The organism is Cohnella panacarvi Gsoil 349 (genome assembly GCF_000515335.1).
GTDB classification, from domain to species: Bacteria; Bacillota; Bacilli; order Paenibacillales; family Paenibacillaceae; genus Cohnella; species Cohnella panacarvi.
Genome location: NZ_KI911563.1, coordinates 1,716,747 through 1,741,407 on the forward strand (window position 1 = coordinate 1,716,747; position 24,661 = coordinate 1,741,407).

Below are 24,661 nucleotides of genomic sequence, written 5' to 3' on the forward strand. Positions count from 1 at the left end.
CTTGTAAATCGATTATCGTCCGAATACGCGGCGCAAATAACCGTTCAGTAAAATTCCGTCCGGATCTAGCCGGTCCCTTACCTCGCCGAACTTCTCCCACATCGGGTAAGCCTTGGAGAGCTGCTCCGCCTGAAGCGTATGCAGCTTGCCCCAGTGCGGCCGGCCGCCGTATCGCAAGAAGATGCGCTCCATGTCGGCGAAGTACTTCTCGTGCGGCATGCCCCGGTACATATGTACGGCGATGTATGCCGAATCCCTGCCGTAAGCCGGGCTGAGCCAGATATCGTCGGCTTTGACGTAACGGCATTCGATCGGAAAATGGACCCGGTGCTTCTCCCGCGCCATCGTCTCCCTCATCTCGCGAATGACGTCCGCCATCGCCTCGGCCGGTATATTGTACTCCATCTCGTTGAACCGCACGAGCCGCGTCGTCGCGTACACGCGATGGCTCATCTCGACTTTGCGCGTAACCGGCACGGAAGCCGCGCATATGCGGCTGACCGTTCCGCACAACGCCGGCACTCTTCGCGCCAGTCCGGATAAGGCTCCGAATGCGGCATTTTCCAGAATGACGTCGCTGACGTAATCGCGAACTTTACGGGAAGTCACGGGCTCCTCCGTCTCGTTCGTCATTTTCAGCTGGCACGGCTCCGCGTAAGGGAACCAGTAAAATTCGAAGTTGCGATGCGCCGCGTTAAGCTCAGGCAACCGCGACAAGCAATCCTCGAGCGGCACGCGCGCGCTCTCGTAACGCAACTTGTAGGACGGGCGAAGCCGCAACGTCACCTGCGCGATGATCCCGAGCGAGCCGATCGATACCTGCAACGCCCTGAACAGCTCCGGATGCGAAACCTCCGTACAGCTTATGACCTCGCCGGTGCCCGTAATAACCGTAAGTCCGACGACTTGCGTAGCGATCGTTCCGAACGCGTTCCCCGTGCCGTGCGTGCCCGTGCTGATGGCGCCGGCGATCGATTGGACGTCGATATCGCCCAAGTTCTCTTGGGCGAGTCCTTCCGCGTGGAGCAGCTCTCCGAGCAGCTTCAACTTCGTCCCCGCCCACACGGTAGCCGTCCGAGCCGCAGCATCCGCTTCCACGATACCCTGCATGGTATCCAGAGACACGAGAATATCGTCCGACGCGGCTACCGCCGTAAAAGAATGCCCCGATCCGACGACACGCAGACGGCGTCCCTCGCGCCTGCACAGCCGCACGAGATCCACGATTTCCTCGATCGACGAAGGGTAGACAACGTCTCGCGGCGTCGTCCGCACGATGCCCGACCAGTTGCGCCACTTGTGCCCGCTCTTCGTCATAAGAAATGCTCCCCCATGCCTCTATAAGTCTCGTACTCGTCAACGATGGCGCCTTCGGATACGACATAGAGTCTATCGAAACGCTCGCATAGCTCGCCGGCTTTGGCATGGCGGAAAAACACGGGATCACCTAAATCCAACGCTAGTCCGCGCGCTTCTCGGCCTATCTTGAGCGGCGTCTGCACTTCTCCCGCCCCTTCGAGCGGGAACAATGACAATCCCGCCGGCAGATACGGCCCCGGAAGCTTCGTTCCGTCCGCCGCGCCCGAAGCCGTATAACCCCCGCCCATGCACGTAACGATGTCCGGGCGAGGCTTGCGCACGATCTCTACGGCGAATCCGGCCGCTGGACGATAGCGGAAATCCTTATAGTTATCGAAGAGCAGCGGCGAATAGAATCCGGAACCCGCCGTTATCTCCGTCACGACGCGCTCCGCGCGCGAAGTCGCCAAGCTCCCCGTTCCGCCGGCATTGACGAAACGCAACGGCATCCCGAGCGCGCGAATTTTCCGGACGACCTCTTCCCTTCTAGCGGCGACGTCTTTAATCGATCTCGCCTTCAAATAGCGAACGATCGCATTTTTAAGCGCTTGGCCGGGAACGCGGTCTCCCACGCCGGCGATTTGCGCCTCGTAACCCATCATACCGTCCAGCCACACCCATGACGATGACCTGATTCTTTCCGCGACGGGACGAACCGCCTCCCATCCGTCAAGCGGCGAACGCCATACGCCGAATCTTAAGCCCGGATAGCTCGCGGACATATCGATATCCAAGCAGAGCGGAATCCGCACGCCGCGTTGCCGGGCGAGCCGCTCCAGATGCTCGACGTGCGCGACCGAATCGACCATGAACGTGATCGAATGCCCTTCCCCGATGAGATCGAGCAGCGGCATGACGCCTTGCTCGTCCCACGTCGGGTACCCGAGCAGCAAATCCTGAAAGCCTTGGCGCGCCAGGAAGGCCGCTTCACCCGCCGTATAGCACATTACGCCTCGGAACGTATCGCTTGAACGCAGAATGCGACGCAGCACCGAGACGCTTCGGATCGACTTGCTGGCGATTCGGATCGTTTTGCTTCCGGCCGCCTTGTCAATATCGCTTATGTTTCGATCCAGCAAATCCAAGTCCAAGAAAGCGAAAGGCATCGGAATGCCGGAGAAAATCGATTTGTACGTTGCGTAATCGGGCGTCTGAATAGGGATCGTCCTCTCGTCGTTCGTCATAACGTCGGATCGCAATTCGTTGTCTCGCAGCCCGTCAGCGGAGCAGCTTGCGGATGACTTTCATGCCCCATTTGGAGTCCGGATAGCGGAAAGGCGGGTCGAACAAGTTCGTCATTGTCAAAATGCTCTTGTAGTGCGAGAACGCGCGGAACCCGTACTCCCCGTGGTAGCTGCCGATGCCGCTGCTTCCGACCCCGCCGATCGGCAGATAAGGAGAACCGAAATGCATGACGGTATCGTTGATGCACGCGTCGCCGAAGCGAATGCGTTCGACGATCCTTCCGGCGAAAGCCTTATTCCTCGTAAACACGTACAACGCCAGCGGCTTCGGATTCGCCTCGACGACCGCTTCGATTTCCGCCTCGTCCTCGTACTCCACGATCGGCAGCAGCGGCCCGAATATTTCTTCGCGCATAATCGGCGAGTCGAGCGGCACTTGATCGAGCAGCGTCGGAGCGATCTTCAAGCTCGTCCCGTCGGTCTGCCCGCCGAAGACGATCCGGCCGTCGTCCAGATAGCCGGTCAACCGCTTGTAATGGCGTTCGTTCACGATGCGTCCGTATTCCGGGCTCTCCATCGGACGCTCGCCGTAGAAGCGCGTAACGACTTCGGCCAGCTTCTCGACGAAAGCTTCCTTCACCTCGCGATGCACGAACGCGTAATCCGGAGCGACGCACGTCTGGCCCGCGTTCGTGAACTTCCCGAAAGCGATTCGCTTGGCCGCGAGCTGCAAGTCCGCATCTTTATCGACGATGCACGGGCTTTTGCCGCCGAGCTCGAGCGTAACCGGAATAAGCTGCTTCGCCGCGGCTTCCATGACGATGCGGCCGACCGCGGGGCTCCCGGTGAAGAAAATATGGTCGAACGGCTGCCGCAGCAGCTCCGCGCTAACCTGCGCGTCGCCCTCCACGACCGCAACGTAGTCGGAGGAGAACGTCTCGCGTATGAGCTCGGCGATGAGCATGGACACGTTCGGCGTCAGCTCGGAAGGCTTCAGCACCGCCGTGTTGCCCGCGGCGATCGCGGAGATGAGCGGGGCGATCGTCAGCATGAACGGATAGTTCCACGGCGAGACGATGAGCGTCGTCCCGTACGGCTCCGGCACGATCCGGCTCGATGCCCCGGAATGGGACATCGGCGTCTTGGCCCGCTTGGGCTTGGCCCATCCGCGCACGCCGCGCAGCGCGACGCGAAGCTCCGTTAAGGCGATGCCGATCTCGGTGGCGTAAGCTTCCCGTTCGGATTTGTTCAAATCTTGCCGCAGCGCGGCGAGCAGACGCGGCTCGAAGCGGACGATCGCCTCTCGCAGTTTGCGCAGCCGGTCTACGCGGAAGGAGACGGGTCTCGTCGCTCCATCTCGGAAGAACGCGTGCTGGCGTCTGACGATTTCAGATGGCGGTAGAGCGGATACTGGCATAGTAGACACAATCAAGCTCCTTCCGTCGTTCATCGTTAAGTAGCCATTCAACTCTATATTCCGAATTATCGAACGAATCCGCCCCGCATGTAAAGAGTTTTCGCGTAAGCGCCGTCTTGCGCGGGACTCCCGGCCTGCTGTATGATGAGATCAAATTCGGAGGTGATCCCTATGGGAATGTCGAAAGCAAAACGGGCAAGACGCAAGCATGAGAGAGAAGGCGAACTCGGCCCCGCCATTAGACGGGGACAGTGGCATCGCAAGCCGCAAACGCAAATCGTCATGAATAAGAAAGCAGATCAGCGCCGAACGCAATGCCGCCATCCAGGCAGCCGCGACGGCGCTGATTCGTTGTTAGGGGGATTACGCGAGCCGGCGATCTACAGCACGTACAGCAAAATCGCGAAGAAATGCATGGCCGATCCCGCGAGCACGAACAGATGCCAGACGGCATGATGATGCGGGAAGCCGCGCCATATATAGAAGATCGAGCCGACCGTATACAGCACGCCGCCGATGACGAGCAGCCGAATGCCGCCCGGTTGCAGCAGCGTTTGCAGAGGTTGCCACGCGAAGACGATCATCCACCCCATCAGCACGTAGAACAGCGTCGACAGCACGAGATATTTTTTCGTGAAGAACGCCTTGAACACGACGCCTCCCACCGCAAGTCCCCAGACGATTCCGAACAACGTCCAGCCGAGCGGACTTCGCAGCGTAACGAGCAAGATCGGCGTATAGGTGCCCGCAATGAACAAATAAATGCAAGAATGATCGAACGTCTCGAACAAGTCTTTGACTTTGCCTTCCGGGAACGCATGGACGAGCGTCGAAGCCGTATAGAGCAGCAGCATCGTAACGCCGTAAATCGTAAAGCTCACGACGTGCCAAGACGTTCCTTCGAGCGATGCGAAAACGATCAACAACGTCAATCCCGCAATGCTGAGCAGCGTCCCTAAGCCATGCGTGATCGCGTTAACGACTTCCTCCCGTCTCGTGTACACGTACGTATTCGCCATAGTCGCGCCTTCCTTCCGACATCGGTTGTCACCCTATTGTATGTGAATCTGGGCGTTTCGCGATCGTTAGACGGCTAAACCCCCGATCGACGAACCGATGATGCCCGATACGCCGAAGAACAGCACGGTAAGCATCGTCTGTCCGGACGCCGGCGTTATCACGAACTTATTCTTCCGTATGGAACAGATCGAGCTGGCGGGGGATCTCGCGCGTCGTCTGACCGAGCATGCGCATGAATTGCTTCGCGTTGCCCGCCGCGTGCCCGCCCGAATTGTTGTTGAACAGCACGCATACTTGCTTCGTCTCCCGAAGCAGCAGCTCTAGGCCGCCGACCCACTCCGCCAGCTCTTCCGGGTTATATTGATACAAGTAGCGGATTTCCCGCCAATTCGGCGACCCGCTCTGGTTCCAGCCCGCGACGTTGCGCCCGTGCATGCGCACGATCGTGACGTCTTCCGTCGTCGGCGCCAGGACGGTCGGGATCGAGCCCGAGCCAGCCTGCGGTTCGTCGCACACGCTGTGAATCCAGCCTTGCTCTTTCATGAAAACGATCGTCTTGTCGCGATACTCGGGCGAGAACCAGCTTTGATGACGGAACTCGAGCGCGCAGGGCACGTCCCCCATTCGCTGCTTCGTCTCCCTGAGCAGCCTGACGTTCTGTTTCGTGCAATCGAACCAAGGCGGGTATTGGAACAGTACGACAATCAGCTTCCCCGCGGCCCGGATCGGCTCCAGCGATTCGAGGAATGCCGCGTACATCTCTTCCGCGTTCTCGTACGGAGATTGGCCCGGTCCTCCTCGCTGGTGGCCCGTCATCCCCTGGTACGCCTTCACGACGAACCGGAACGAAGACGGCGTATCCGCCGCCCAGCGGGCCGAACGCTCCGGCGGCTGAATCGCGTAGAACGAGCTGTCGACTTCGACGACGGGGAAAAACTCGCCGTACTGCGCCAGCCGATCCTTAGACGCCGTGCCCGGCGGATACAGCTCGTTATGATCTCCCCAGCCTGCGAGTCCGACGATCACGCGTTCCGACATGTCTACGCGCCCGTTCATCCGCTTGTCCGATCCGCCGGATACGCAAGTCCGATCTGCTTGCGCGCTTCGTCCATGACGCGCATCGCGTTCAAGGAGTTCGTCCAGCTATTGGTCGGCGACTCGAGCGTGCCGTCCTCCGCGAGCTCGATGAAATGCTCAAGCTCGTAGTACATGAACTTGTTCGGCTGCGGCCGCGTCAGCACGTCGACGGAGCCGTCGCGATACCGAATTTCCACGTGCTCCGGCGTATTGATCTTGTCGATGACCATCGTGCCGTTCTCTCCTTGAATTTCCGCGGGCGCGTAGGAAGACGAGATCTTGGAGTACAGGATCGACGCGTTCATCTCCCCGTAGTTCAACTGGAGGCCGCCTTGCCCGTCGACGCCGGATTCGAGCATATAGGCGTCCGCTTGTACGCGCTTCGGAGCGCCGAACAGCGTCACGAGCGGATAAAGGCAATAGATTCCCAGATCCAGCAACGCTCCATTGGAAAGCTCCGGCTTGAACGCGTTAAGCACGTTGCCTTCCTTGTACGCGTCATAGCGGGAGGAGTACTGGCAATAGCTCGCGAAGTAACGCCGGATCGTCCCGAGCTTGTGCAAGTTGTCCTCGATCGCGCGGAAATTCGGCAACAGCGTCGTCAGCAGCGCCTCCATGAAAGTCACTTTGTTCCGGCGCGCGGCTTCGATCATCCGCCGAAGCTCGGCTTCGTTCGAAGCGACCGGCTTCTCGCACAGCACGTGCTTTCCCGCGTTCATGCACGCGATCGCTTGCTCCGCGTGGAGCGAATTCGGCGACGCGACGTACACGGCATCGAACGTCTCGCCGGACGCGAACGCCCGAAGGTCCGTATAGACGTGCGCCGCGCCGTGCTTGTCCGCGAACGCTCTCCCTTTAGCCTCCGTCCTCGAATAGACGGCCGTCAGCGCGAACTTCCCGCTCTCCCTCGCCGCATCGATAAACCGTTCCGTAATCCAATTCGTTCCGACTATTCCGAATCTGATCATGCCGCTCAGCCTCCAGTCTTCCAGCTAACCCCATACGTCTATTTTAACTGCAAATGATGTCGATTACCTAATGAAGCCGCGAAATCGACTGAATTCCTATCACGTCTTAAAGGTCATTTTGACCTCTATTTCGGCTTCACGCGGGAGCGGCTTCTCGCGGGAGCGGCTTCTCGCGGGATCAGTTACTTTTAAAGGTCATTTCGACCTCTATTTCGGCATCATGCGGGATCAGTTACTTTTAAAGGTCATTTTGACCTCTATTGCGACTTCTCGCGGGATCAGTTACTTTTAAAGGTCATTTTGACCTCTATTTCGGCATCATGCGGGATCAGTTACTTTTAAAGGTCATTTTGACCTCTATTTCGGCATCACGCGGGATCAGTTACTTTTAAAGGTCATTTTGACCTCTATTGCGACTTCTCGCGGGACCAGTTACTTTTAAAGGTCATTTTGACCTCTATTGCGACTTCTCGCGGGAACAGTCACTTTTAAAGGTCATTTTGACCTCTATTTCGGCATCACGCGGGATCAGTTACTTTTAAAGGTCATTTTGACCTCTATTTCGGCATCACGCGGGACCAGTTACTTTTAAAGGTCATTTTGACCTCTATTGCGACTTCTCGCGGGACCAGTTACTTTTAAAGGTCATTTTGACCTCTATTTCGGCATCACGCGGGATCAGTTACTTTTAAAGGTCATTTTGACCTCTATTGCGACTTCTCGCGGGAACAGTCACTTTTAAAGGTCATTTTGACCTCTATTTCGGCATCACGCGGGAACAGTTACTTTTAAAGGTCATTTTGACCTCTATTGCGACTTTTCGCGGGAACAGTTACTTTTAAAGGTCATTTCGACCTCTATTTCGGCATCACGCGGGGACAGTCACTTTTAAAGGTCATTTTGACCTCTATTTCGGCATCACGCGGGACCAGTTGCTTTTAAAGGTCGTTTCGACCTCTATTTCGGCTTCACGCGGGATCAGTTACTTTTAAAGGTCATTTTGACCTCTATTTCGGCATCACGCGGGATCAGTTACTTTTAAAGGTCATTTTGACCTCTATTGCGACTTCTCGCGGGATCAGTCACTTTTAAAGGTCATTTTGACCTCTATTGCGACTTCTCGCGGGAAAAGTTACTTTTAAAGGTCATTTTGACCTCTGCAGCAACGCCCCCGTTAGCACGTCCTTTAATTACAATCTTTAAAATTGCAACATTTTGTACCCATGGGCGTTCAATATACGTTATCCTTAACAGAGCTTTAACCTCTTGAAGCAAAACAAACAGAAAGGTGCACGCCAACGAACCATGAGAACGACGGAATTACAACCAGCAGTCGCAACCGATGCGTATCGCCAGACCGCGCCTAGAAAGCGCAATTCTTCGGCAATCTTATTTTTCATCCTCCTATGGGTATTATTGATCGCATGCGGAGTCGCCGGGGCCAAGTGGTATTCCGACCGCATTCAGAACCAAGTGTCCGACCGATTGGAGACGCAGACCGCTGCGCAAATCGCCCGAATGCAGCAAGAGTACGACGCGCGAATGACGCAGCTCGAAACCGGCTACAAAGCGCAGCTCGCCCAGCTGGAGAGCAAGATCGAGACGCTTAACGAGCTGCTTACCTTTACGAAAGACAACGCGGATACGAAGACGGACAACAGCAATAAGCTGTACACGCAGCTGGCCGAGGTGAAGAAGCAGCTCGCCGAGCTGAAGAAGAACCTGGACGTGCTCCGATGAGCGCGGCTTTCGCCCGCGGGCTTAACCGTACGATGCTGCTCGCGTGCGCGCCCTTCGTCGGTCTGTTCGTCTGGCTTGCGATCGGCAGCGTGAACGTCGGCTTGACGAACGACGCATTCCCGCAAGTTGCCGCCGGCAACGGCAATCCGGCGGCCGCAACCGCCGCGGCGCTGAACGGGCTCGCGCAAGCCGAGACGTCCGCCGAAATCACCGGGCAGATGATCAAGCGGCAACTCAAGCTTTACAACCGGACGAACGCCGACATGAAGACGATCGCAAGCTTAGCGAGTTCGCAAGCGGCGCGTCCATACCTCATCTACGACAAGCGCATCACGGGCAAGCTCGGGAAACCCGCAACCACGATCGATTCGGACAAGCTGCGCGCGCAGCTATTCTATATGAACAACGGAAACTTCCGCAGTTACGCGCTCAAGGTCAAGCTCAAGAACAAGGACGCCATGAAGCTCGTGCTGGCCGGCGATCAACCGGGCAAGTCGGAGACCACGTTAAGCGCCGTCAAGCGCAACAAGGCCGCGGTCGGCGTGAACGCCGGCGGATTCGCGGACGGCCGCGGCGGAAGATATCCGCTAAGCACGACGATCGTGGACGGCGAGTACGTCGGCGGTTTCGAGGCGAGCTATAAAGACCTGTTCTTCGTCGGTCTTAGCGAGAGCAACAAGCTGATCGGAGGTAAATTCCGCAGCCGCTCCCAGCTCGACGCCCTCAAGCCGAAGTTCGGCGCCTCCTTCGTGCCGATCCTGCTGGACAACGGCAAGAAGACGGCGATACCGGCCAAGTGGCAGACCAGTCCCAAGCGGGCGCCGAGAACGGTCATCGGCAGCTACAAGGACGACCAGCTGCTGTTCGTCGTCGCCGACGGCTACAACGAGCGGGGCAGCTCCGGCGCGACGCTCGAGGAAATGCAGTCGATGCTGAAAAGCTTCGGCGCGATCGACGGCTATAACCTGGACGGCGGCGGCTCGTCTACGCTCGTCTTTAACGGACGCGTCATCAACAGCCCTTCGGACGGCCGGCTTCGCAAGCTGCCGACGAACTTCGTCTTTTTCAAATAATAGTAAAGGCTGTCTGCCTTGACGGGGTGCGCTTCAACCCTCGGGCAAACAGCCTTTTCGCTTCGTTAATCGATAAATTCCACTTGATAGCCTCTATGCTCAAGCTCCTCTACCAAGCCGTGTTCTCCGACCATGTGCAGCGATCCGACGGCGAATAAATACGTTCCCGCTTCGCCTTCGCTCAAGTAACGGTCGATTTTCTCCACCATGCCGATATTCCGGTTCACTAGAAACTCTCTGTCGAACTCGTCGAACAAGTCTCCCATCGTCTTGCTGCCTTCTTCGAGATAAGAATCATGCATTTTCTCCAGTATTCTAACGTCTCCGATCGTCCACATATCCAGCATCTGCTTCATCCCGATCGACGCCAGCCCCGCTCCTTTCACCGTTTGGTGAAAATAGTTCTCCTGAAGCTCGTCCGTAAAGCCGTCGAATATGCCCAACTGCGAATCGACGCTCTCCAGCTCGATGATCGTTTTCCCGTTCTCGTGCGCTTCCTTCGCGAGGTGGAGGTCTATGCCGTCGGCTTCTTTATATTTCGTCGCCGGCAATGCTTCAAGCGTCATGGCGCCGTACCATGGCTCGTACTTGTCGAACGCGCTTGCGCCGACGATGCCCAGCGACTTCTTCATCAGTTGCTTGAACTTCTCGTAATCTTCCTCGGACACGTGATCCTTGAGCTCCGTCCCGTCCGCGAGCAGCGCTTTCTCCGCCACAAGCTTCGCCATCGCCAGTTGATCGACCGTCGTTAAGTCCAGCTCCAACCCGATATAATCCGAATCCGCGACCGCACGCTTGAGATCTTCGTCGAGCGGGTACATTCCCTTCCTCGCCACATGGATCGTACCGACCAAGTAACCCGAATTCTCGCCGCCCGTCACGCGCCACAGAAAACCTTTGGAGCCCGGCTTTTGCGGTTCGCCTTCGGCTGCCGGCACGGACGGCGATTCCGCCTCCGCAGACGCGATGACCGTAGAGGAGACCGGCTCCGCGCCCTCACCCGGCTGCGAATCGTCGTTCGACGAAGAGCCGCAAGCCGCCAACAACGCCAACAGCAGTAACCCTGCAATGCCCGTTATAGATCTTTGTCTCAAACCCGTAATCCCCCGCTTCGATTAGATTGAGGCCGCTTTCCGCTCGACATTTCCCGGGGAATACCGACAGTCTAATGCTCGATCCCGGTTGTAGTAACGTATACGCATAATTCAGAAGAGAGGTTCATAGACTTCATCATCTAGCAATTTCTAAGAGGTGAGCGTATGCGCCAAGAGAGATTGATGCTCTATTGCCAATTGAAAGAAGAACAGAAACGAATCGAAGACGCCCTAGATACGCTTCGCGAGGAAATTATCGCCGCCTATGCTTCGGACGCGGAATTCCATCTGCACAATTACACGCTCAAAATCATCTACCAGGAGAAAAGAGTGTACGACGACAAGCTCGTGTTCTCGGCGCTTCCCGATCCCGAGCTATGGAAAGCGGTGTGCAAGACGGACCCGTCCAAAATCGCCGCGCTCGTCAAGACGAACGTGCTCCCGGAGCGACTGCTCGAAGGGACGTACCGGACGACGAGGACCGCTTACTTATACGTGCAACCGTAACGTTAACCGCCGCTGCCCATCTCTTCCTCGATCCGTTTCATGAACTCCTCCGCCGCGCTGTAGCCTTGCTGTTTCAAATACCAGTTGTTAGCGGCCGCCTCGATCATGCCGGCGACGTCCCGCCCCGGTTGCAGCTGGATCTCGATATAAGGAACCTTCACGCCCATATATTCCGAGAACTTCTGCTCCAGCTCCAAGTCGTTGTTGAGCGCGTTGTCCTGCCACGGCGCGAGCTCGATGTCAAGCACGATGCGGGACTCGTCCTGGAACGCTTTGCGTCCGTAAAGGCGGACGACGTTCACGAGTCCGATGCTGCGCAGCGCGAGAAATTCGCGCGTCGTCTCGTTATGCGTGCCGAGCAGCGTCTGCGAGCTTAGCTTCTTCAGCACGACGACGTCGTCGGCGACGAGCCGGTGGCCGCGGCGGATGAGCGTATGCGCGGTTTCGCTCTTGCCGATGCCGGACTTGCCGCGCAGCAGGATGCCGATTCCCGATACGTTAAGGCAGACGCCGTGAACGGCGATTTCGGGCGCCAATTGTTTCAAGAGATAATGGTCCAGTTTTCCTACGAATTCAGTCGTATTGTCTTTCGTCCGCAACAGCGGAATGCCTTCTTGCTGGCAGTAGAGGAGCAAATACTTCAATCCCTTATATTCCTGATTCGACGTCACGATGAAGCAGGGGGGATGATATTTAACGACGTTGCCGATATGCAAATTTCGTTCTTCTTCGCTTAACGTATGTAAATAGCTGATTTCTTTGCGCCCAAGCACCTGAACCCGTTCCATCGGAAAAAAGTCGAAATAACCGACGAATTCGAGGCCCGGCCGATGCGATCTCGCCTTCGTGATGACGCGATCGAGCCGATCCCCGCCGGACAGAATCTCCAGCTTGAAATGCTCCTGCAAGCTTTGAACCGTAATCGACTTCGATTTCATCGTGTTCCCCTCCGCGTTACCTTGCTTTTATCCACTTCTTATTTTCACCGAACCTCCGCGTAATTCCTGCCTGTCAGTCCACGCCGATCATCTGAACGACCGGTCTTCCGTCGCCCATCAGCTTCGCTTCGCGCGCCAGCAATTGCGAGGAGCCGTCTCCGTCGAGGAAGATTCCGTCGATCAGACGGTTCGGGAGCGACTTGCCGTAGCTTTGAATCGTCTTTCGAAAGTCTTCCGCCGTGCACCCCATATTCGCGACGATCAAATACACGCCGTCCTCGGCATAGGCCATCGCGCTGCGCAGACGATTGTCGTCCGGCGCGGGGATCGCTTGCGTATCGGCTTGCATTCGCCAACCGGCATCATCCTGCAGATTGAGGCTGACGCCTCCTTGCGCCCAGTAGTCGGAGCGATCCGTCACGTTCAATTGACTCGCGTCGCCGACGACCTGTACCGAGTACGCTTGCGTCCGTCCGTCGTACACGAGCGTTCCCCGGGCGTATTTGGCGTTGAACCAGCCCGACTCGCGCGCCCCGGGCTCCCCGCCGACGGGTACATCGTCCTGCACGGCGATGCTGAGCAACTGCTTTTCCCAGAAAAAACCGCCGTTCACGCCGACGATCCCTGATGCCGTAACGTTGTTGTCGATCCGGCGCAAGCGGATGTACTTCGGGTTCGTCTTAATGACTTGTAAAGTGATATCGTTGTCGGCGACATAGCTTTCATATTCGTAATTCGCGCTGGCCGGTTCGGGCGTCGCCGATTCCAGAAACGATAGATGCGTTAAGACGTAAATCCCGGACGCGATCAGGAAAAGAGCGATATACATGATTTTGAATCGGAAGAAGTGCCTTGCCAGAACTTTAACCGTTGATGGCAACATGATTTTCCCCTTACAAGACTCGGTTTAGTTTTTCGTATGCCGGTTCGCATAGGACGAAGCCGCATAGGCGTCGGGCTTGACGCGCGGTTCGTATTTTCCCGTTACGGCCACCAGCCCGACCATCTCCTGCACGCACTCCGCGGTTTTATTCACTTGCGGCACGGTACCGGCGTCGATGTCGATATATGCGAGCAGCGAAGCGGATGCTCCGGGCTTGCCGAATGGAACGGCCGGGTTCCGGCAGCCTCGGAGTTCAGCCGGATCGAAGCGCCTCGCCACTTCCAACGACAGTATCGTCTCTAGCATCAGCTTTTCGCGGATCGTTGTCAATTGTCTGGGAAATGAGAATTGCCGATAACAGGCCCATGCGCCTTGGCCGAGCCGATGAATGACGACGCCCGTCGCGAACTTCGTATACCCGCGGTGCCCTTGGCTGTCGGTGCCGATGATGAAATGGTAGCTCGCTTCCGGCGCGTCCGCCACGTACCTTGCGACGCGTTCGCGCACGTCTTCCAGGCGGAGCTCGCGCTCGGTTTGGTTCTGGAACGAGACGAGCGTAAGAGCGGCCAGGCTGTGAAACATGGTCATGCGAATCACCCCCTTCATCTTGCGGGCTAAGCGCGGGATTGTTCTATTGTATGACGGATGCCGCTCGGCTCATTTTTGTTATTCCGGGTTGCAACCAAATTGAACCATTATGCGTCAATGATTGTAATCGCAAACAAATCGAGGCATGAAGCAGTCACTTATTGTCCTGGGGGGATATAATCATGGTTAAAACAACGATCGCGGGGATGCTGTTAGCCGGCTTTATTCTCGTCGCGTCTACGGTCGCCGCGCCGCCGGGCAAAGCTCCGGCGAAACCGGCAGCGGCAGCCGCCGTTGACTTTAAAGGCAGCATCGTCGTGAACGGCGTCGCGTTGAAGCTCTCGCAACCGACCTATACGGTGAATAAGGTCACGATGGTGCCGTTGAAGCCGATCGCGGAGGCGCTCGGAGCTAAGATCTCTTCGGGAACGGACGCCGAAGGCCGTTCTTACGCGAAGCTGACGCGCGGCAAGAGCAATGCCGAGATCACGGCGGGAGTCGCTCGAATGGTCGCGAACGACCGGACGTTCAAGCTGGACGTCGCGCCGGAGCTTCGGAACGGATCGATCATGGTTCCGGTGCGGGCGATATCGGAAGCGCTCGGCACGATCGTCGCATGGGACGGCGTCGCGAACGCCATCCGCATCGACGATCCGAAGCAGCTCCCTGTCGTCGGCACGCAGAAGAAGCTGGATGAGCTGATGCAAGAAATTCGCGACAATGGCGGGATGTTCGATATGCGAGAAGGCGGAATCGTCGTATCCGATCAGATGATGATGAAGTCGATCCCGCCGAACGCTGCCGTCGCTGCTCCGCAAGCATCCTCGGTTAATGGGGCCGCTTCGGGGGCGGACAATGCGGACGGAGGCTCCGGTTCAGGAGAGGGTGCGGATTATTCGAAGACGAACGTGCAGGTGCAGGGCGTCGACGAAGCCGACTGGGCGAAGACGGACGGGAAGTTCGTCTACCAGATCAGCGGCAACCGGGGGCTCATCTCCGACATCTCCAACCCTTCCGCGCCGAAGCTGGCGGCAACGCTGGAATATAAGGCGGAAGACCATTTCTATCCGACCGAGATGTACGTAGACGATCATCGCTTGGTCGTGATCGGACAGCATAACGTCGTCCTGCCTATGGCAGGCGAATCCGCCGGCTCCGGTTCGAGCGGTTCAAGCTCGGCTTCGGGCGATACTTCGACGTTGGAGAAGAAAATCGGCATCATGCCGATCGTTCCGATGGCGAGCACGGTTCAGACGAAAATATACGGGCTCGACGATGCCGGCATCCCGACTTTAAAGCGCGAGACCGAGATTGAAGGCAGCTATGTCTCTTCAAGGAAGATCGACGGCGCGCTATACGTCGTGACGAACAAATACAACTACAATTACGTATACCCGATGGAGAAGAGGAAGCTTGTCGACAGTCTGCCCGCTCAGCCGTCTTCCGGCAGCGGCATCGAACCGGTGTACGGCGACAGCGCTTCGGCGAAGGAGCTCCGGAAGCTTCCGCTTAGCGATATCCGCTACTTCCCGAACGCCGTCGACAACAGCATGATGCTCATCGGAGCGCTAGATCTCGACCGTCCGGAGCAAGCTTTCCAAGTATCCGCTTATCTCGGCTCCGGCCAGACGATCTATGCATCCTCCAAGCATCTTTACGTCTCGATCGCCAAGCCTGTTCCGGACGGCGATAACAACTATCCAATGCAAACGCGCATTTATAAATTCCGCCTCGATCAAGGCAACGTCGTCTACGCCGGAGAGGGCAGCGTTCCCGGCAACGCGCTGAACCAGTTCTCGATGGATGAGCATAACGGCTACTTCCGGATCGCGACGACGAAAGACGCTTGGACGATGAAAGGCGAATACCGCTCCTCGAACAATCTGTACGTGCTCGACGAGCAATTGAAGACGATCGGCAAACTCGAGGATCTCGCGCCGGGAGAGCGCATTTACTCGGCGCGGTTCATGGGCGGCAGAGCCTACATGGTAACGTTCCGCCAAGTCGACCCGCTCTTCGTCCTCGATCTTCGCAGCCCGACGAAACCCGCGGTGCTCGGTCAGCTCAAAATTCCGGGCTACAGCGATTACTTGCACCCGTACGACGACAACCACATCATCGGCTTCGGCAAAGAAACGGTCGAGCTGCCGGTGAAAGGCGCGGACGAGGAAACGACGATGGCCTATTATCAAGGCATGAAAATCGCGCTTTTCGACGTCACCGACGTCAACCATCCGAAGGAAAAGTTCAAGGAGGTCATCGGCGACCGCGGCACGAGCTCCGAGCTGCTGTACAACCATAAAGCGCTGCTGTTCTCCAAGGAAAAAGGGCTGATGGCGTTCCCGGTCGAGCTAATGGAAGTCCAGAATAAGGACCGGATCGAGCAGGGCGGCTTCCCGGCATACGGGCAATTCGTCTACCAAGGCGCATACGTCTACTGCATCGATCCGAACAAAGGCTTCGACTTGCGCGGACGGATTACCCATCTGTCGCAAGACGATCTCGCCAAGAGCGGACAGTACGGCTATAACTACGGCAAGTCCGTTCGCCGTATCCTGTACGCGGGCGACACGCTGTACACGCTGTCCGAAAGCATGCTGAAAGCGAACGATCTCGGCAGCCTAAGCGAACGCGGGACGCTCGAGTATCCGCCTCTGCCCGGAATGAACGAGCTGTACGGCAACTCCGCGATCGACGTCGTTCCGGCAACTGCGGCTCCCGCTTCAAGGTAACTTTGCTTAGCACCGCCCCACAGTCGTTGAGACTATGGGGCGGTTTTTCGTTGGGCCGGCGTTATCCCTTTGGCTCAGGATTTGTTTCCTGTCCGAAGTTAGTCGCCCTAACCGACTCATTCTCCCCAGTACCCGTCCCGTGCCCGCATCTATGGCTTGGACTCTCCTTATGGAAGGGACTATAATGAGGTAAGTTGAACGCACGGAATAGAAGGAGAGACGAGGAGCACATGAACGGTAAAATATTGGTCATGACCGCCGTGGAAGCTGAGCGGAACGCCGTGTTGCGCGGGGTTAACGGAGACGATCGGTTCGAGGTGCAACTGGCGGGCGTCGGTCCGGTAGCGGCCGCGATCAGCACGACGACGGCCTTGCTGAGCGGCGAGTACCGCCTGGTCATCAGCTCCGGCATCGCCGGGGGCTTCGAAGGACGCGCGGAGATCGGCGACGTTGTCGTCGCGACCGAGATCGTGGCCGCCGACTTAGGCGTCGAGACGCCCGAAGGGTTCAGCAGCGTGGACGAGCTCGGCTTCGGCACGTCCCGCGTTCAAGCGGACATTCCGGAAGCCGGCCGGGTTGTAAGCGCGCTGTCGGCAGGCGGAATCCAAACAAGCTATGGTCCGATCGTCACCGTAAACACGGCAACCGGTACGGCAGGTACCGCCGCGCGGCTCGCCGCGCGCGTGGCCGGCGTCATCGCCGAAGGCATGGAAGGCTATGGCGTCGCCGCCGCCGCGCAAGCCAGAGGAGTTCCCGCGCTCGAAATCCGCGCGATCTCCAATCGCGTCGGCCCGCGCGACCGGTCCGCATGGCGAATCGGCGACGCTCTCAGGTCGCTGGAGGCCGCATTCGATCAACTAACGGAGGGATGGCAACCATGAGAATCGCTTATTCGCCTTGCCCGAACGATACTTTCGTCTTCCATGCCTGGGCTCACGGGTTAGTTCCCGGAGCGCCCGAGCTGGACGTTACATATGCCGATATCGATATTACGAATTATTTGGCGCTTCAAGGGGAAGGCCCCGAGGTGATGAAAATATCGTACGCCGCCCTCCCATGGGTGTTGGACCAGTACGCGTTGCTTCCCTGCGGAGGCGCGCTCGGCCGCGGCTGCGGACCGCTCGTCCTGACCGCCGGCAAAGCAGCGAACCCGCAAGACCCGGCGCAGCTGTCCGGCGCCGTCGTCGCCGTGCCGAGCGAACGTTCCACCGCGTACTTGCTGTTCCGGCTATGGGCTGCCAAGAACGTGCCGGGCGGCGTCGGCCGAATCGTCGTCATGCCGTTCCATGAGATTATGCCAGCCGTTCAGAACGGACAAGTCGATGCGGGGCTCGTCATCCACGAGGCCCGTTTCACTTACGGCTCGTACGGGCTTTCCTTACTCGAAGACATGGGCGGCTGGTGGGAGCAGGATACCGGCTTGCCGATCCCGCTCGGTGCGATTATTGCCCGGAGAGGACTCGACACCGAAGCCATCGCCGGATGGATTCGCGCATCGGTCGATTACGCGTGGACGCATCCGGAGGCGTCGAGCGACTATGTCCGTCAACACGCGCAAGAGATGGACCCTTCGGTAGCCAAAGCGCACATCGAGCTTTACGTGAACGCCTTCACCGCCAACCTCGGAGAGGACGGATACGCCGCAGTCGAGAGTCTGCTAGGCCGAGCGATGAACGAGGGACTCGTACCGCCGTTCGACCTCGCCAAGCTCCGTTAAACGAAGAACACCGCCCCCTGTTTCGTCGAATGCGACGGTAGGGTAGGCGGTGTTGTATATTACATGACCATATCCAGCAATATCCCCGTCATGGACAGGCGCAAGCCCGCATGCAGTCTGGGCGGATACCCCGGTTTCAGTTTCGTGTCGAAAAGTTTATCGTTCAACAGCTGGCTAACCGGAACGCCGATATATCGATTGGTCGCTTCCTTCAACGCGGCAGGCAGCCCGCGGCCGTCGCTCAGCGCTTCCAGCGCCTGAGCTTCGTTGCCCCCGAACCGCTCGCGAAACGCATCTTCGTCCAGCTCCAGGCTTCCGTCTTCCGCGAGGCGAACGCCGAGTCGATCGTATTCGCTCGCCTCGACTTGCAGCTCTATACCGCCCGGAACATTCGGACTCAAGAACGTGCCCGCGTCCTTCATTTGCTCGCGAAGGTTGTTATAGGACAATACGATCTTGCGCACGTAATCGATCGCGGATTCGTCCTCGGAATCGTCTTCCGACGCTGCCCGATTAGCATCCTGCATGGCGAATAGCACATTGACGATGCCGATCGCCGCCGATCTGGCTCTGCGGTCGAAGATTTTCGAGGGGACTCCTCTTCTTGCGCCGGGGCGATAACGGGTTTCCGCCCATTGGTCGAACGGAAATTGGGCGTATGTCGGCATAACCCGAGATGCACGAACAACGCGTTCGGTAGACGGAACCATAGGATCGCCCCTTTGCATTGGATTATTTTAACTATAACACGCCTTGGCGGATTTCCGCGACCCTTGCCCCGTTACTGTACCAGAGACACCTCCGGCAATATAAGCAAATATTGAATCGCCGCCAACTCCTGCTTCGTCAGAACCCTCTCCGAATGATAATCCGCCAAGCCGCCTTGCTTGGCGACTTCCGGTCCATGCAGCTCTAGATCGATGACTTGCTGTACCGCGGACTCCGCCCATTCGGACGTTCCGGGCGCAAGCACGGTGTTGCTCGGTTGAGGCGGGATGCCCGATACGACGAGCAATCTCGAGAGGATGACGGCTGCTTCCTCGCGCTTGATCGGAACGTCCGGACGGAACATCTGTCGGCCGGTCCCGTGAACCAGTCCGAGTTCCGCCGCCGTTTGAATTTCCGCGCGATACGGGGATTCCCCGATATCCTGGAATGCTGGCGCGTTGTTCGAGCCCGGGATTCCGAATTGCTTCATCAGCGCATGAATGAACTGCCCTCTCGTAACCGTCTCCTCTACGCCGAATGCTCCGGATTCGTTAGCCTCCACGATGCCTAGATCGTGCAGGACGTTAATGTATTTTGCATAAGAATGGCCTGCAGGAACGTCGGCGAACGGCTTCGCGCTCGCCACCTTCGAGGCATAGCTGCCCGGATTCGCGTAATTATACTTCATGTACTGTACGCGTCCTTCGCGGTCCAATTGGAACGCCATCGGCATGCCGTCCTCGTCGACGAACAGCGAATCGTCCACTTGCTTCAGCTCTCGACGAATGCCGGCCGAGTTGCCTGCCGAGAGCGTACCGTCGCCGACTACTCGCACGCTGTTAACCGCACCGACCCTCAGATCTTGGTAATGCCCTTCGAATTTGGCCAGCTCAGCGGCGGATTGTTCCTTGAACCCGGCGTCGCCCAGCTTCGACTGTCCGGGGAAGAAGCGGTCCATGAATTCGCTGAACAGCTCAATGGAAAGCGGCGAATTCGCGTTATAAGATACGAATACGCCCGTGCGGCGATCCGGCAGCATCCACAACAGCGATTCGAAACCGGTGATGCTGCCGCCTTTCATGATGACGTTATGCCCGTTGGCGTCCACGAACGGCCCCTCGAAGCCGTAAGTCGAGTCGAGTACGTCGGGATGGATCGCTTGATGGTAAGAGGACATCGCTTGGATTGATTCAGGCGATAAGATCCGCTTGCCGTCGGCGGTCGTCCCGCCTCCTAAGTAAGCAAGCATGAATTTGCTCATATCCTCGGCGGTCGTAAGCATGCTGCCCTCCGGTATCACGTCGGGGGATAGCCGGTAGACGGGTACCGCCGCGCCGGTCGGGTCATAGACCGTCGGCGTCTCGGCAAGCAGTCGATCCTCTTGCAAGAAGCTGCTGGAATCCATGCCGAGCGGTCCGAAAATATGTTGCCGCATATAGTCGTTGAAGCTTTGTCCGCTCGCCTGCTGAACGATATAGCCCGCAAGCCCGTAGGCGAAGTTGTCGTACATATAGGAAGTGCCCGGTTCTCTTGCGACGGGCGGAAAGTTCGCGACGATCGCTTCTTTGAGCGCGACCGGTTGTTGCGCCGGATCGAAGAGGATATTGGCAGCCGTCGGATCCCTGACCTCAAAGCCCGTCGTATGGGTGAGCAGCATGGCGACGGTGACCGGTTGAGCGAACGGATTGTCAACCTTGTAACCGTCCAAATACTTCTCGATATTGTCTTCTAACGAGACCTTGCCTTGCTCGACTAACTGCATAAGAGCAGCCGCCGTGAATACTTTCGACACGGAACCGACTCGGAACGTCGTTCTCGTCGGATCGACGGCTTGCTTCGTTTCGCGGTTCGTCACGCCATAGCCTCGGGCAACGACGACTTGTCCGTCCTTCACGACGGCTACGGCCGCGGCCCCGGCTTGCGCGATCGCTTCCGGCCTCGAGAAAAATTCGTCCATAAAGCCGAGCGCCTCCCGGGCGTCCGTCTCGACGGCCGCCGAGACTGGCTTGGCGAGCGCCAAGCTCCATAGCGGCGTGCTCAGCGCGATGGACAACGCTAGCAAATAAGCCGTCGTTCGTTTCTTTGCCATGATTCGTAACCTCCGCATCCTTCTTCTCGTCTCTCGCTTGCACGTTGATTGTAACAAAGGATACCCATCCAAATAATGGACCTAAGTCCAGTCTATAGACGAACGAAAGTAGGATTGCTTCGACGGCAAAGGCGTTCACCCGGTCACCGTTGATGTTCGTTGCTCTCGGTTTTAGCAACATGCGATCCCGCTCAAGGAGGCCTCGAAGCTCCAGGCCGTAGATTTGCGCGGGTTGCCGTTGCACGAACCGGCCTCTGGCGGACGTCCGCTTAGCCCGCATGAATCCGAGTCGGCCGTTTCGTCTTTCGTCGGCGCGCCGCCCGGATCGCCCGTCCCATCGCGAGGCCAGCCTGTCCGCCGCCGATAATGAGAACTTCCTTCCGAATCATCGGGTTCACCTTCCTCTAATCGTTTAGTCCCTTCATAATAGGACGAAAATAACGCTCGGACGCAAAAATCTTGCGCGCCCGCGCAAATTTTGGCATCAGGAAGATATTGCGGCGGCTTTTGAAGCATAATGTAGAAAGCCGTTCGGGAACCGTGGAGTGCACGCTATGAATGATCTATAAATTAGATCGTTATCATGTTTAATCATCATTTTTATATCTGACTCGAAAGCGTTAGAATAAATCTGAAGAGCAGCGCCGATTGCGGCGCAATACTAGGTAATCCAACATGAACATAGAGGGATGCGGAATGTCAGAATTCAAAGCAAACTCGCAAGGACAATGGCAGCAATTTTATGGTCCCAATCTCGGTTATATCCAAGAGCAATACGAAATTTATTCGAACGATCCCGAAGCGGTAAGCAAAGCCTATCGCGACTTGTTCGCGGCTTTGGGCGCCCCGCCGCGCTCCGAGGCGCTGGAAGCGGCGGCGGAAGCACGCGTATCATCCGGGACGCTGGATACGGGTTCGCTCAAGAAAGCGATTGCCGCCGGACAGCTGGCCTGGAACATCCGCGCGTTCGGACATTTAGCGGCGGACATCGATCCGCTTGAGCTTAATATGAAAGCTAGCGCGAATATGATCGAACCTTCGACTTACGGGTTAACGGAAGCCGATCTTCGCGGCCTGCCTCCGGAGTGCGTATGGGAAGACGCTCCGTATGCGCTGGCGAACAGCTGGGAAGCGTACCGCAAGCTGCTTGAAGCTTATACCGGACCGATCGCGTTCGAATTCGGCCACGTGCATAACGAAGAAGAGATCAAATGGCTGAAGAAGCAAGCGGAATCGAAGATTCCTTCCAAGAAGCTTCTCGCGTCCGAGAAGGAAGCTTTGCTTAGAAAGCTGCTGGAAGCCGAGCAATTCGAAGATTTCCTGCAACGCACGTTCGTCGGACAGAAGCGATTCTCCGTCGAAGGCAACGAAGCGCTCATCCCGCTGTTAGACGAAATCGTTCACGAGCTCATTAACGACGGCGCGCGCAACATCGTCATGGGGATGGCGCACCGCGGCCGCTTGAACGTGCTTGCTCACGTATTAGGCAAGCCGTACGGCAATATTTTCTCCGAGTTCCATCATTCGCCGAACAAGAACCTGATCCCGTCCGAAGGCTCGATCGGCATCAATTACGGCTGGACGGGCGACGTCAAATATCACTTAGGCGCGAATCGTTCGATTCAAACCGGCGAAACGGCGGAAACCCGCCTTACGATGGCGAACAACCCGAGCCACTTGGAATACGTGAACCCGGTCGTTGCCGGCTTTGCCCGCGCCGCTCAGGACGATCGCTCCGAGCCGGGCTTCCCGACGCAGAACTTCGATTCTGCCGCGTCCATCATCATGCACGGCGACGCCGCGTTCTCCGGCGAAGGCATCGTCGCGGAGACGCTCAACTTCAATAACCTTCGCGGTTATTCTAACGGCGGCACGGTCCACATTATCGTCAACAACCGGATCGGCTTCACGACGGAAAGCTTCGATTCCCGCTCGACGCATTACTCGAGCGACGTGGCCAAAGGCTACGAAATTCCGATCATTCACGTCAACGCCGACGAACCGGAAGCGGTCATCGCGGCTGCGCGTATGGCAAGCACATACCGCACGCTTTTCAAAAAAGACTTCGTCATCGACCTCATCGGCTACCGCCGCTATGGCCATAACGAGACGGATGATCCGGAAACGACGCAGCCGCTTATTTATAAGAAAGTTAAAGCACACTCGCCGGTTGCCAAGCTTTACGCGGACAAACTCGTTCGCGAAGGCACGCTGACCGCGGAAGCCGCGGAAGCGATCAAACAAGACGTGCTTCGCAAGCTCAAAGCCGCTTACGATCAAGTGAAGAGCCAAGAGCATAAAGATCCCGTCCATCAGACGCAACCGGACGCGAACGCGTTGGCAAGCAAGCCGGTAACGGCCGTTAAAGCCGATACGCTTCGCAAAATCAACAAGGGATTGCTTTCCTTCCCTGAAAGCTTCACCGTCTATCCGAAGCTGCAGCGTATACTCGAGCGTCGCTCAGACGCGCTTAACGACGGGGAGAAAGTCGACTGGGGCCACGCGGAGACGCTGGCGTTCGCCTCGATTCTCGCCGACGGCACGCCGATCCGACTGAGCGGCCAAGACGTGGAGCGAGCGACGTTCGCGCACCGCAACCTTGTCCTGCACGACCCGGTTACGGGCGAAGTGTTCTGCCCGCTGCACGAGCTGCCGGAATCGAAAGCTTCGTTCGCCATCCACAACAGTCCGTTGTCGGAAGCCGGCGTACTCGGTTTCGAATACGGGTACAACGTGTACGCGCCGGAAACGATGACGATCTGGGAAGCGCAATACGGCGACTTCGTTAACGTCGCCCAAGTGCTGATCGACCAATTCATCTCCGCCGGACGTTCGAAGTGGCAGCAGCGCTCCGGCCTGGTCATGCTCCTTCCGCACGGCTACGAAGGCCAAGGGCCCGAGCATTCCAGCGCGCGTATGGAACGGTTCCTGCAGCTTTGCGGAGAAGAGAACTGGACGGTCGCATACTTGTCCAGCGCGGCGCAGTACTTCCACCTGCTCCGCCACCAAGCGGCGATCTTGAATACCGAAGCGGCTCGCCCGCTCGTCGTCATGGCGCCGAAGAGCTTGATCCGCAACCCGCACGTCGCTTCGCCGGCGTCGGCGCTGAGCGAAGGTTCGTTCCAGCCCGTTCTCGAGCAACCGGGCCTCGGCCAACATACGAAGCGCGTTCAACGGCTCGTTCTGTGCACGGGTAAAGTCGCGATCGACCTGGCCGACGAGCTTACGAAAAACACCGATGCGGACCGCGATTGGTTGCACGTCGTTCGCGTCGAGCAGCTGTATCCGTTCCCGAAGGCGGAGCTTCAAGCGATCATCGACCGCTATCCGGAGCTGAACGAGATCGTCTGGGCTCAGGAAGAGCCGAAAAATATGGGCGCATGGTTCTACATGGAGCCGCGCATTCGCGAGATCGCTCCGGCGGAAGCGACGGTCAGCTATATCGGACGGCCGGAACGCTCCAGCCCGGCAAGCGGCTTCCAGCAAGTACACGTCCTCGAACAGCAATATATCGTCACGCAAGCGCTCGTCCAAAAAAAGAAAAGCGTTGTTAAATCCGGGAGGTAA

At 57.6% G+C, this 24,661-nt stretch carries 19 protein-coding genes; 7 read left to right on the forward strand and 12 right to left on the reverse strand.

Features of this window, described 5'->3' with window-relative positions; genetic code table 11:
* Nucleotides 1–12: 12 nt before the first annotated feature.
* From COHPA_RS0108355 to COHPA_RS0108385, 6 genes are all read right to left on the reverse strand, one after another.
* Nucleotides 13–1,317, reverse strand: coding sequence for a D-arabinono-1,4-lactone oxidase (locus COHPA_RS0108355; RefSeq protein ID WP_027085729.1), 1,305 nt, complete (start codon nucleotides 1,315–1,317; stop codon nucleotides 13–15).
* Entirely contained in the window at nucleotides 1,314–2,543 is a 1,230-nt protein-coding gene (locus tag COHPA_RS0108360) for an amino acid deaminase/aldolase (RefSeq protein WP_051421817.1), read from the reverse strand. The genes COHPA_RS0108355 and COHPA_RS0108360 overlap by 4 nt, the downstream gene beginning before the upstream one ends.
* A 34-nt stretch (nucleotides 2,544–2,577) precedes the next feature.
* Entirely contained in the window at nucleotides 2,578–3,960 is a 1,383-nt protein-coding gene (locus COHPA_RS0108365; RefSeq protein WP_027085731.1) for an aldehyde dehydrogenase, read from the reverse strand.
* 380 nt (nucleotides 3,961–4,340) lie between these two features.
* Entirely contained in the window at nucleotides 4,341–4,979 is a 639-nt protein-coding gene (gene trhA, locus COHPA_RS0108370) for a PAQR family membrane homeostasis protein TrhA (RefSeq protein ID WP_027085732.1), read from the reverse strand.
* Nucleotides 4,980–5,145: 166 nt separating this feature from the next.
* The gene (locus tag COHPA_RS0108380) at nucleotides 5,146–6,018 is read right to left on the reverse strand and encodes a DUF72 domain-containing protein (RefSeq protein WP_035120393.1); all 873 of its coding nucleotides are present in this window, start codon (nucleotides 6,016–6,018) and stop codon (nucleotides 5,146–5,148) included.
* A gap of 14 nt (nucleotides 6,019–6,032) precedes the next feature.
* Complete coding sequence (locus COHPA_RS0108385) at nucleotides 6,033–7,025, reverse strand: Gfo/Idh/MocA family protein (protein ID WP_027085734.1); 993 nt, start codon at nucleotides 7,023–7,025, stop codon at nucleotides 6,033–6,035.
* Nucleotides 7,026–8,330: 1,305 nt separating this feature from the next.
* Between COHPA_RS0108385 and COHPA_RS0108390 the strand changes: the two genes are divergently transcribed.
* Nucleotides 8,331–8,765, forward strand: a complete 435-nt coding sequence (locus COHPA_RS0108390; RefSeq protein ID WP_027085735.1) for a hypothetical protein — start codon at nucleotides 8,331–8,333, stop codon at nucleotides 8,763–8,765.
* Nucleotides 8,762–9,838 (forward strand): phosphodiester glycosidase family protein, encoded by a 1,077-nt coding sequence (locus tag COHPA_RS0108395; RefSeq protein WP_027085736.1) that lies wholly within the window; start codon nucleotides 8,762–8,764, stop codon nucleotides 9,836–9,838. The genes COHPA_RS0108390 and COHPA_RS0108395 overlap by 4 nt, the downstream gene beginning before the upstream one ends.
* A gap of 65 nt (nucleotides 9,839–9,903) precedes the next feature.
* Here the strand turns inward: COHPA_RS0108395 and COHPA_RS0108400 are convergent, their stop codons facing one another.
* The gene (locus COHPA_RS0108400; protein WP_027085737.1) at nucleotides 9,904–10,932 is read right to left on the reverse strand and encodes a TraB/GumN family protein; all 1,029 of its coding nucleotides are present in this window, start codon (nucleotides 10,930–10,932) and stop codon (nucleotides 9,904–9,906) included.
* A gap of 165 nt (nucleotides 10,933–11,097) precedes the next feature.
* Here COHPA_RS0108400 and COHPA_RS0108405 point away from each other — a divergent pair, with 165 nt between their 5' ends.
* Nucleotides 11,098–11,439 carry a hypothetical protein gene (locus COHPA_RS0108405; RefSeq protein WP_027085738.1) on the forward strand — a complete coding sequence of 114 codons (342 nt, stop codon included), beginning with the start codon at nucleotides 11,098–11,100 and terminating at the stop codon, nucleotides 11,437–11,439.
* A gap of 2 nt (nucleotides 11,440–11,441) precedes the next feature.
* Here COHPA_RS0108405 and hprK read toward each other — a convergent pair whose 3' ends face one another.
* From hprK to COHPA_RS0108420, 3 genes are all read right to left on the reverse strand, one after another.
* On the reverse strand, nucleotides 11,442–12,377 hold the full coding sequence (hprK, locus tag COHPA_RS0108410) for an HPr(Ser) kinase/phosphatase (RefSeq protein WP_027085739.1): 936 nt from the start codon (nucleotides 12,375–12,377) through the stop codon (nucleotides 11,442–11,444).
* Between the two features lie 73 nt (nucleotides 12,378–12,450).
* On the reverse strand, nucleotides 12,451–13,260 hold the full coding sequence (locus COHPA_RS0108415; RefSeq protein WP_027085740.1) for a hypothetical protein: 810 nt from the start codon (nucleotides 13,258–13,260) through the stop codon (nucleotides 12,451–12,453).
* 24 nt (nucleotides 13,261–13,284) lie between these two features.
* A complete protein-coding gene (locus COHPA_RS0108420) occupies nucleotides 13,285–13,848 on the reverse strand; it encodes a ribonuclease H-like YkuK family protein (RefSeq protein WP_027085741.1) in 564 nt (187 codons plus the stop codon).
* A 182-nt stretch (nucleotides 13,849–14,030) separates the two neighbouring features.
* Between COHPA_RS0108420 and COHPA_RS0108425 the strand changes: the two genes are divergently transcribed.
* The 3 genes from COHPA_RS0108425 (at nucleotide 14,031) to COHPA_RS0108435 (ending at nucleotide 18,297) form a co-directional block, all read left to right on the forward strand.
* Nucleotides 14,031–16,580, forward strand: a complete 2,550-nt coding sequence (locus COHPA_RS0108425; protein WP_027085742.1) for a beta-propeller domain-containing protein — start codon at nucleotides 14,031–14,033, stop codon at nucleotides 16,578–16,580.
* Between the two features lie 230 nt (nucleotides 16,581–16,810).
* Nucleotides 16,811–17,461, forward strand: coding sequence for a futalosine hydrolase (locus COHPA_RS0108430; protein ID WP_027085743.1), 651 nt, complete (start codon nucleotides 16,811–16,813; stop codon nucleotides 17,459–17,461).
* Nucleotides 17,458–18,297, forward strand: a complete 840-nt coding sequence (locus tag COHPA_RS0108435) for a 1,4-dihydroxy-6-naphtoate synthase (protein ID WP_027085744.1) — start codon at nucleotides 17,458–17,460, stop codon at nucleotides 18,295–18,297. Before COHPA_RS0108430 ends, COHPA_RS0108435 begins: the two co-directional genes overlap by 4 nt.
* Before the next feature lie 59 nt (nucleotides 18,298–18,356).
* Here the strand turns inward: COHPA_RS0108435 and COHPA_RS0108440 are convergent, their stop codons facing one another.
* Nucleotides 18,357–19,007 (reverse strand): hypothetical protein, encoded by a 651-nt coding sequence (locus tag COHPA_RS0108440; protein WP_027085745.1) that lies wholly within the window; start codon nucleotides 19,005–19,007, stop codon nucleotides 18,357–18,359.
* 71 nt (nucleotides 19,008–19,078) lie between these two features.
* Nucleotides 19,079–21,094 carry a serine hydrolase domain-containing protein gene (locus COHPA_RS0108445; RefSeq protein WP_027085746.1) on the reverse strand — a complete coding sequence of 672 codons (2,016 nt, stop codon included), beginning with the start codon at nucleotides 21,092–21,094 and terminating at the stop codon, nucleotides 19,079–19,081.
* Between the two features lie 696 nt (nucleotides 21,095–21,790).
* On the opposite strand from COHPA_RS0108445, the gene COHPA_RS0108455 reads away from it, so the two are divergent.
* Nucleotides 21,791–24,661, forward strand: a complete 2,871-nt coding sequence (locus COHPA_RS0108455) for a 2-oxoglutarate dehydrogenase E1 component (RefSeq protein ID WP_027085747.1) — start codon at nucleotides 21,791–21,793, stop codon at nucleotides 24,659–24,661.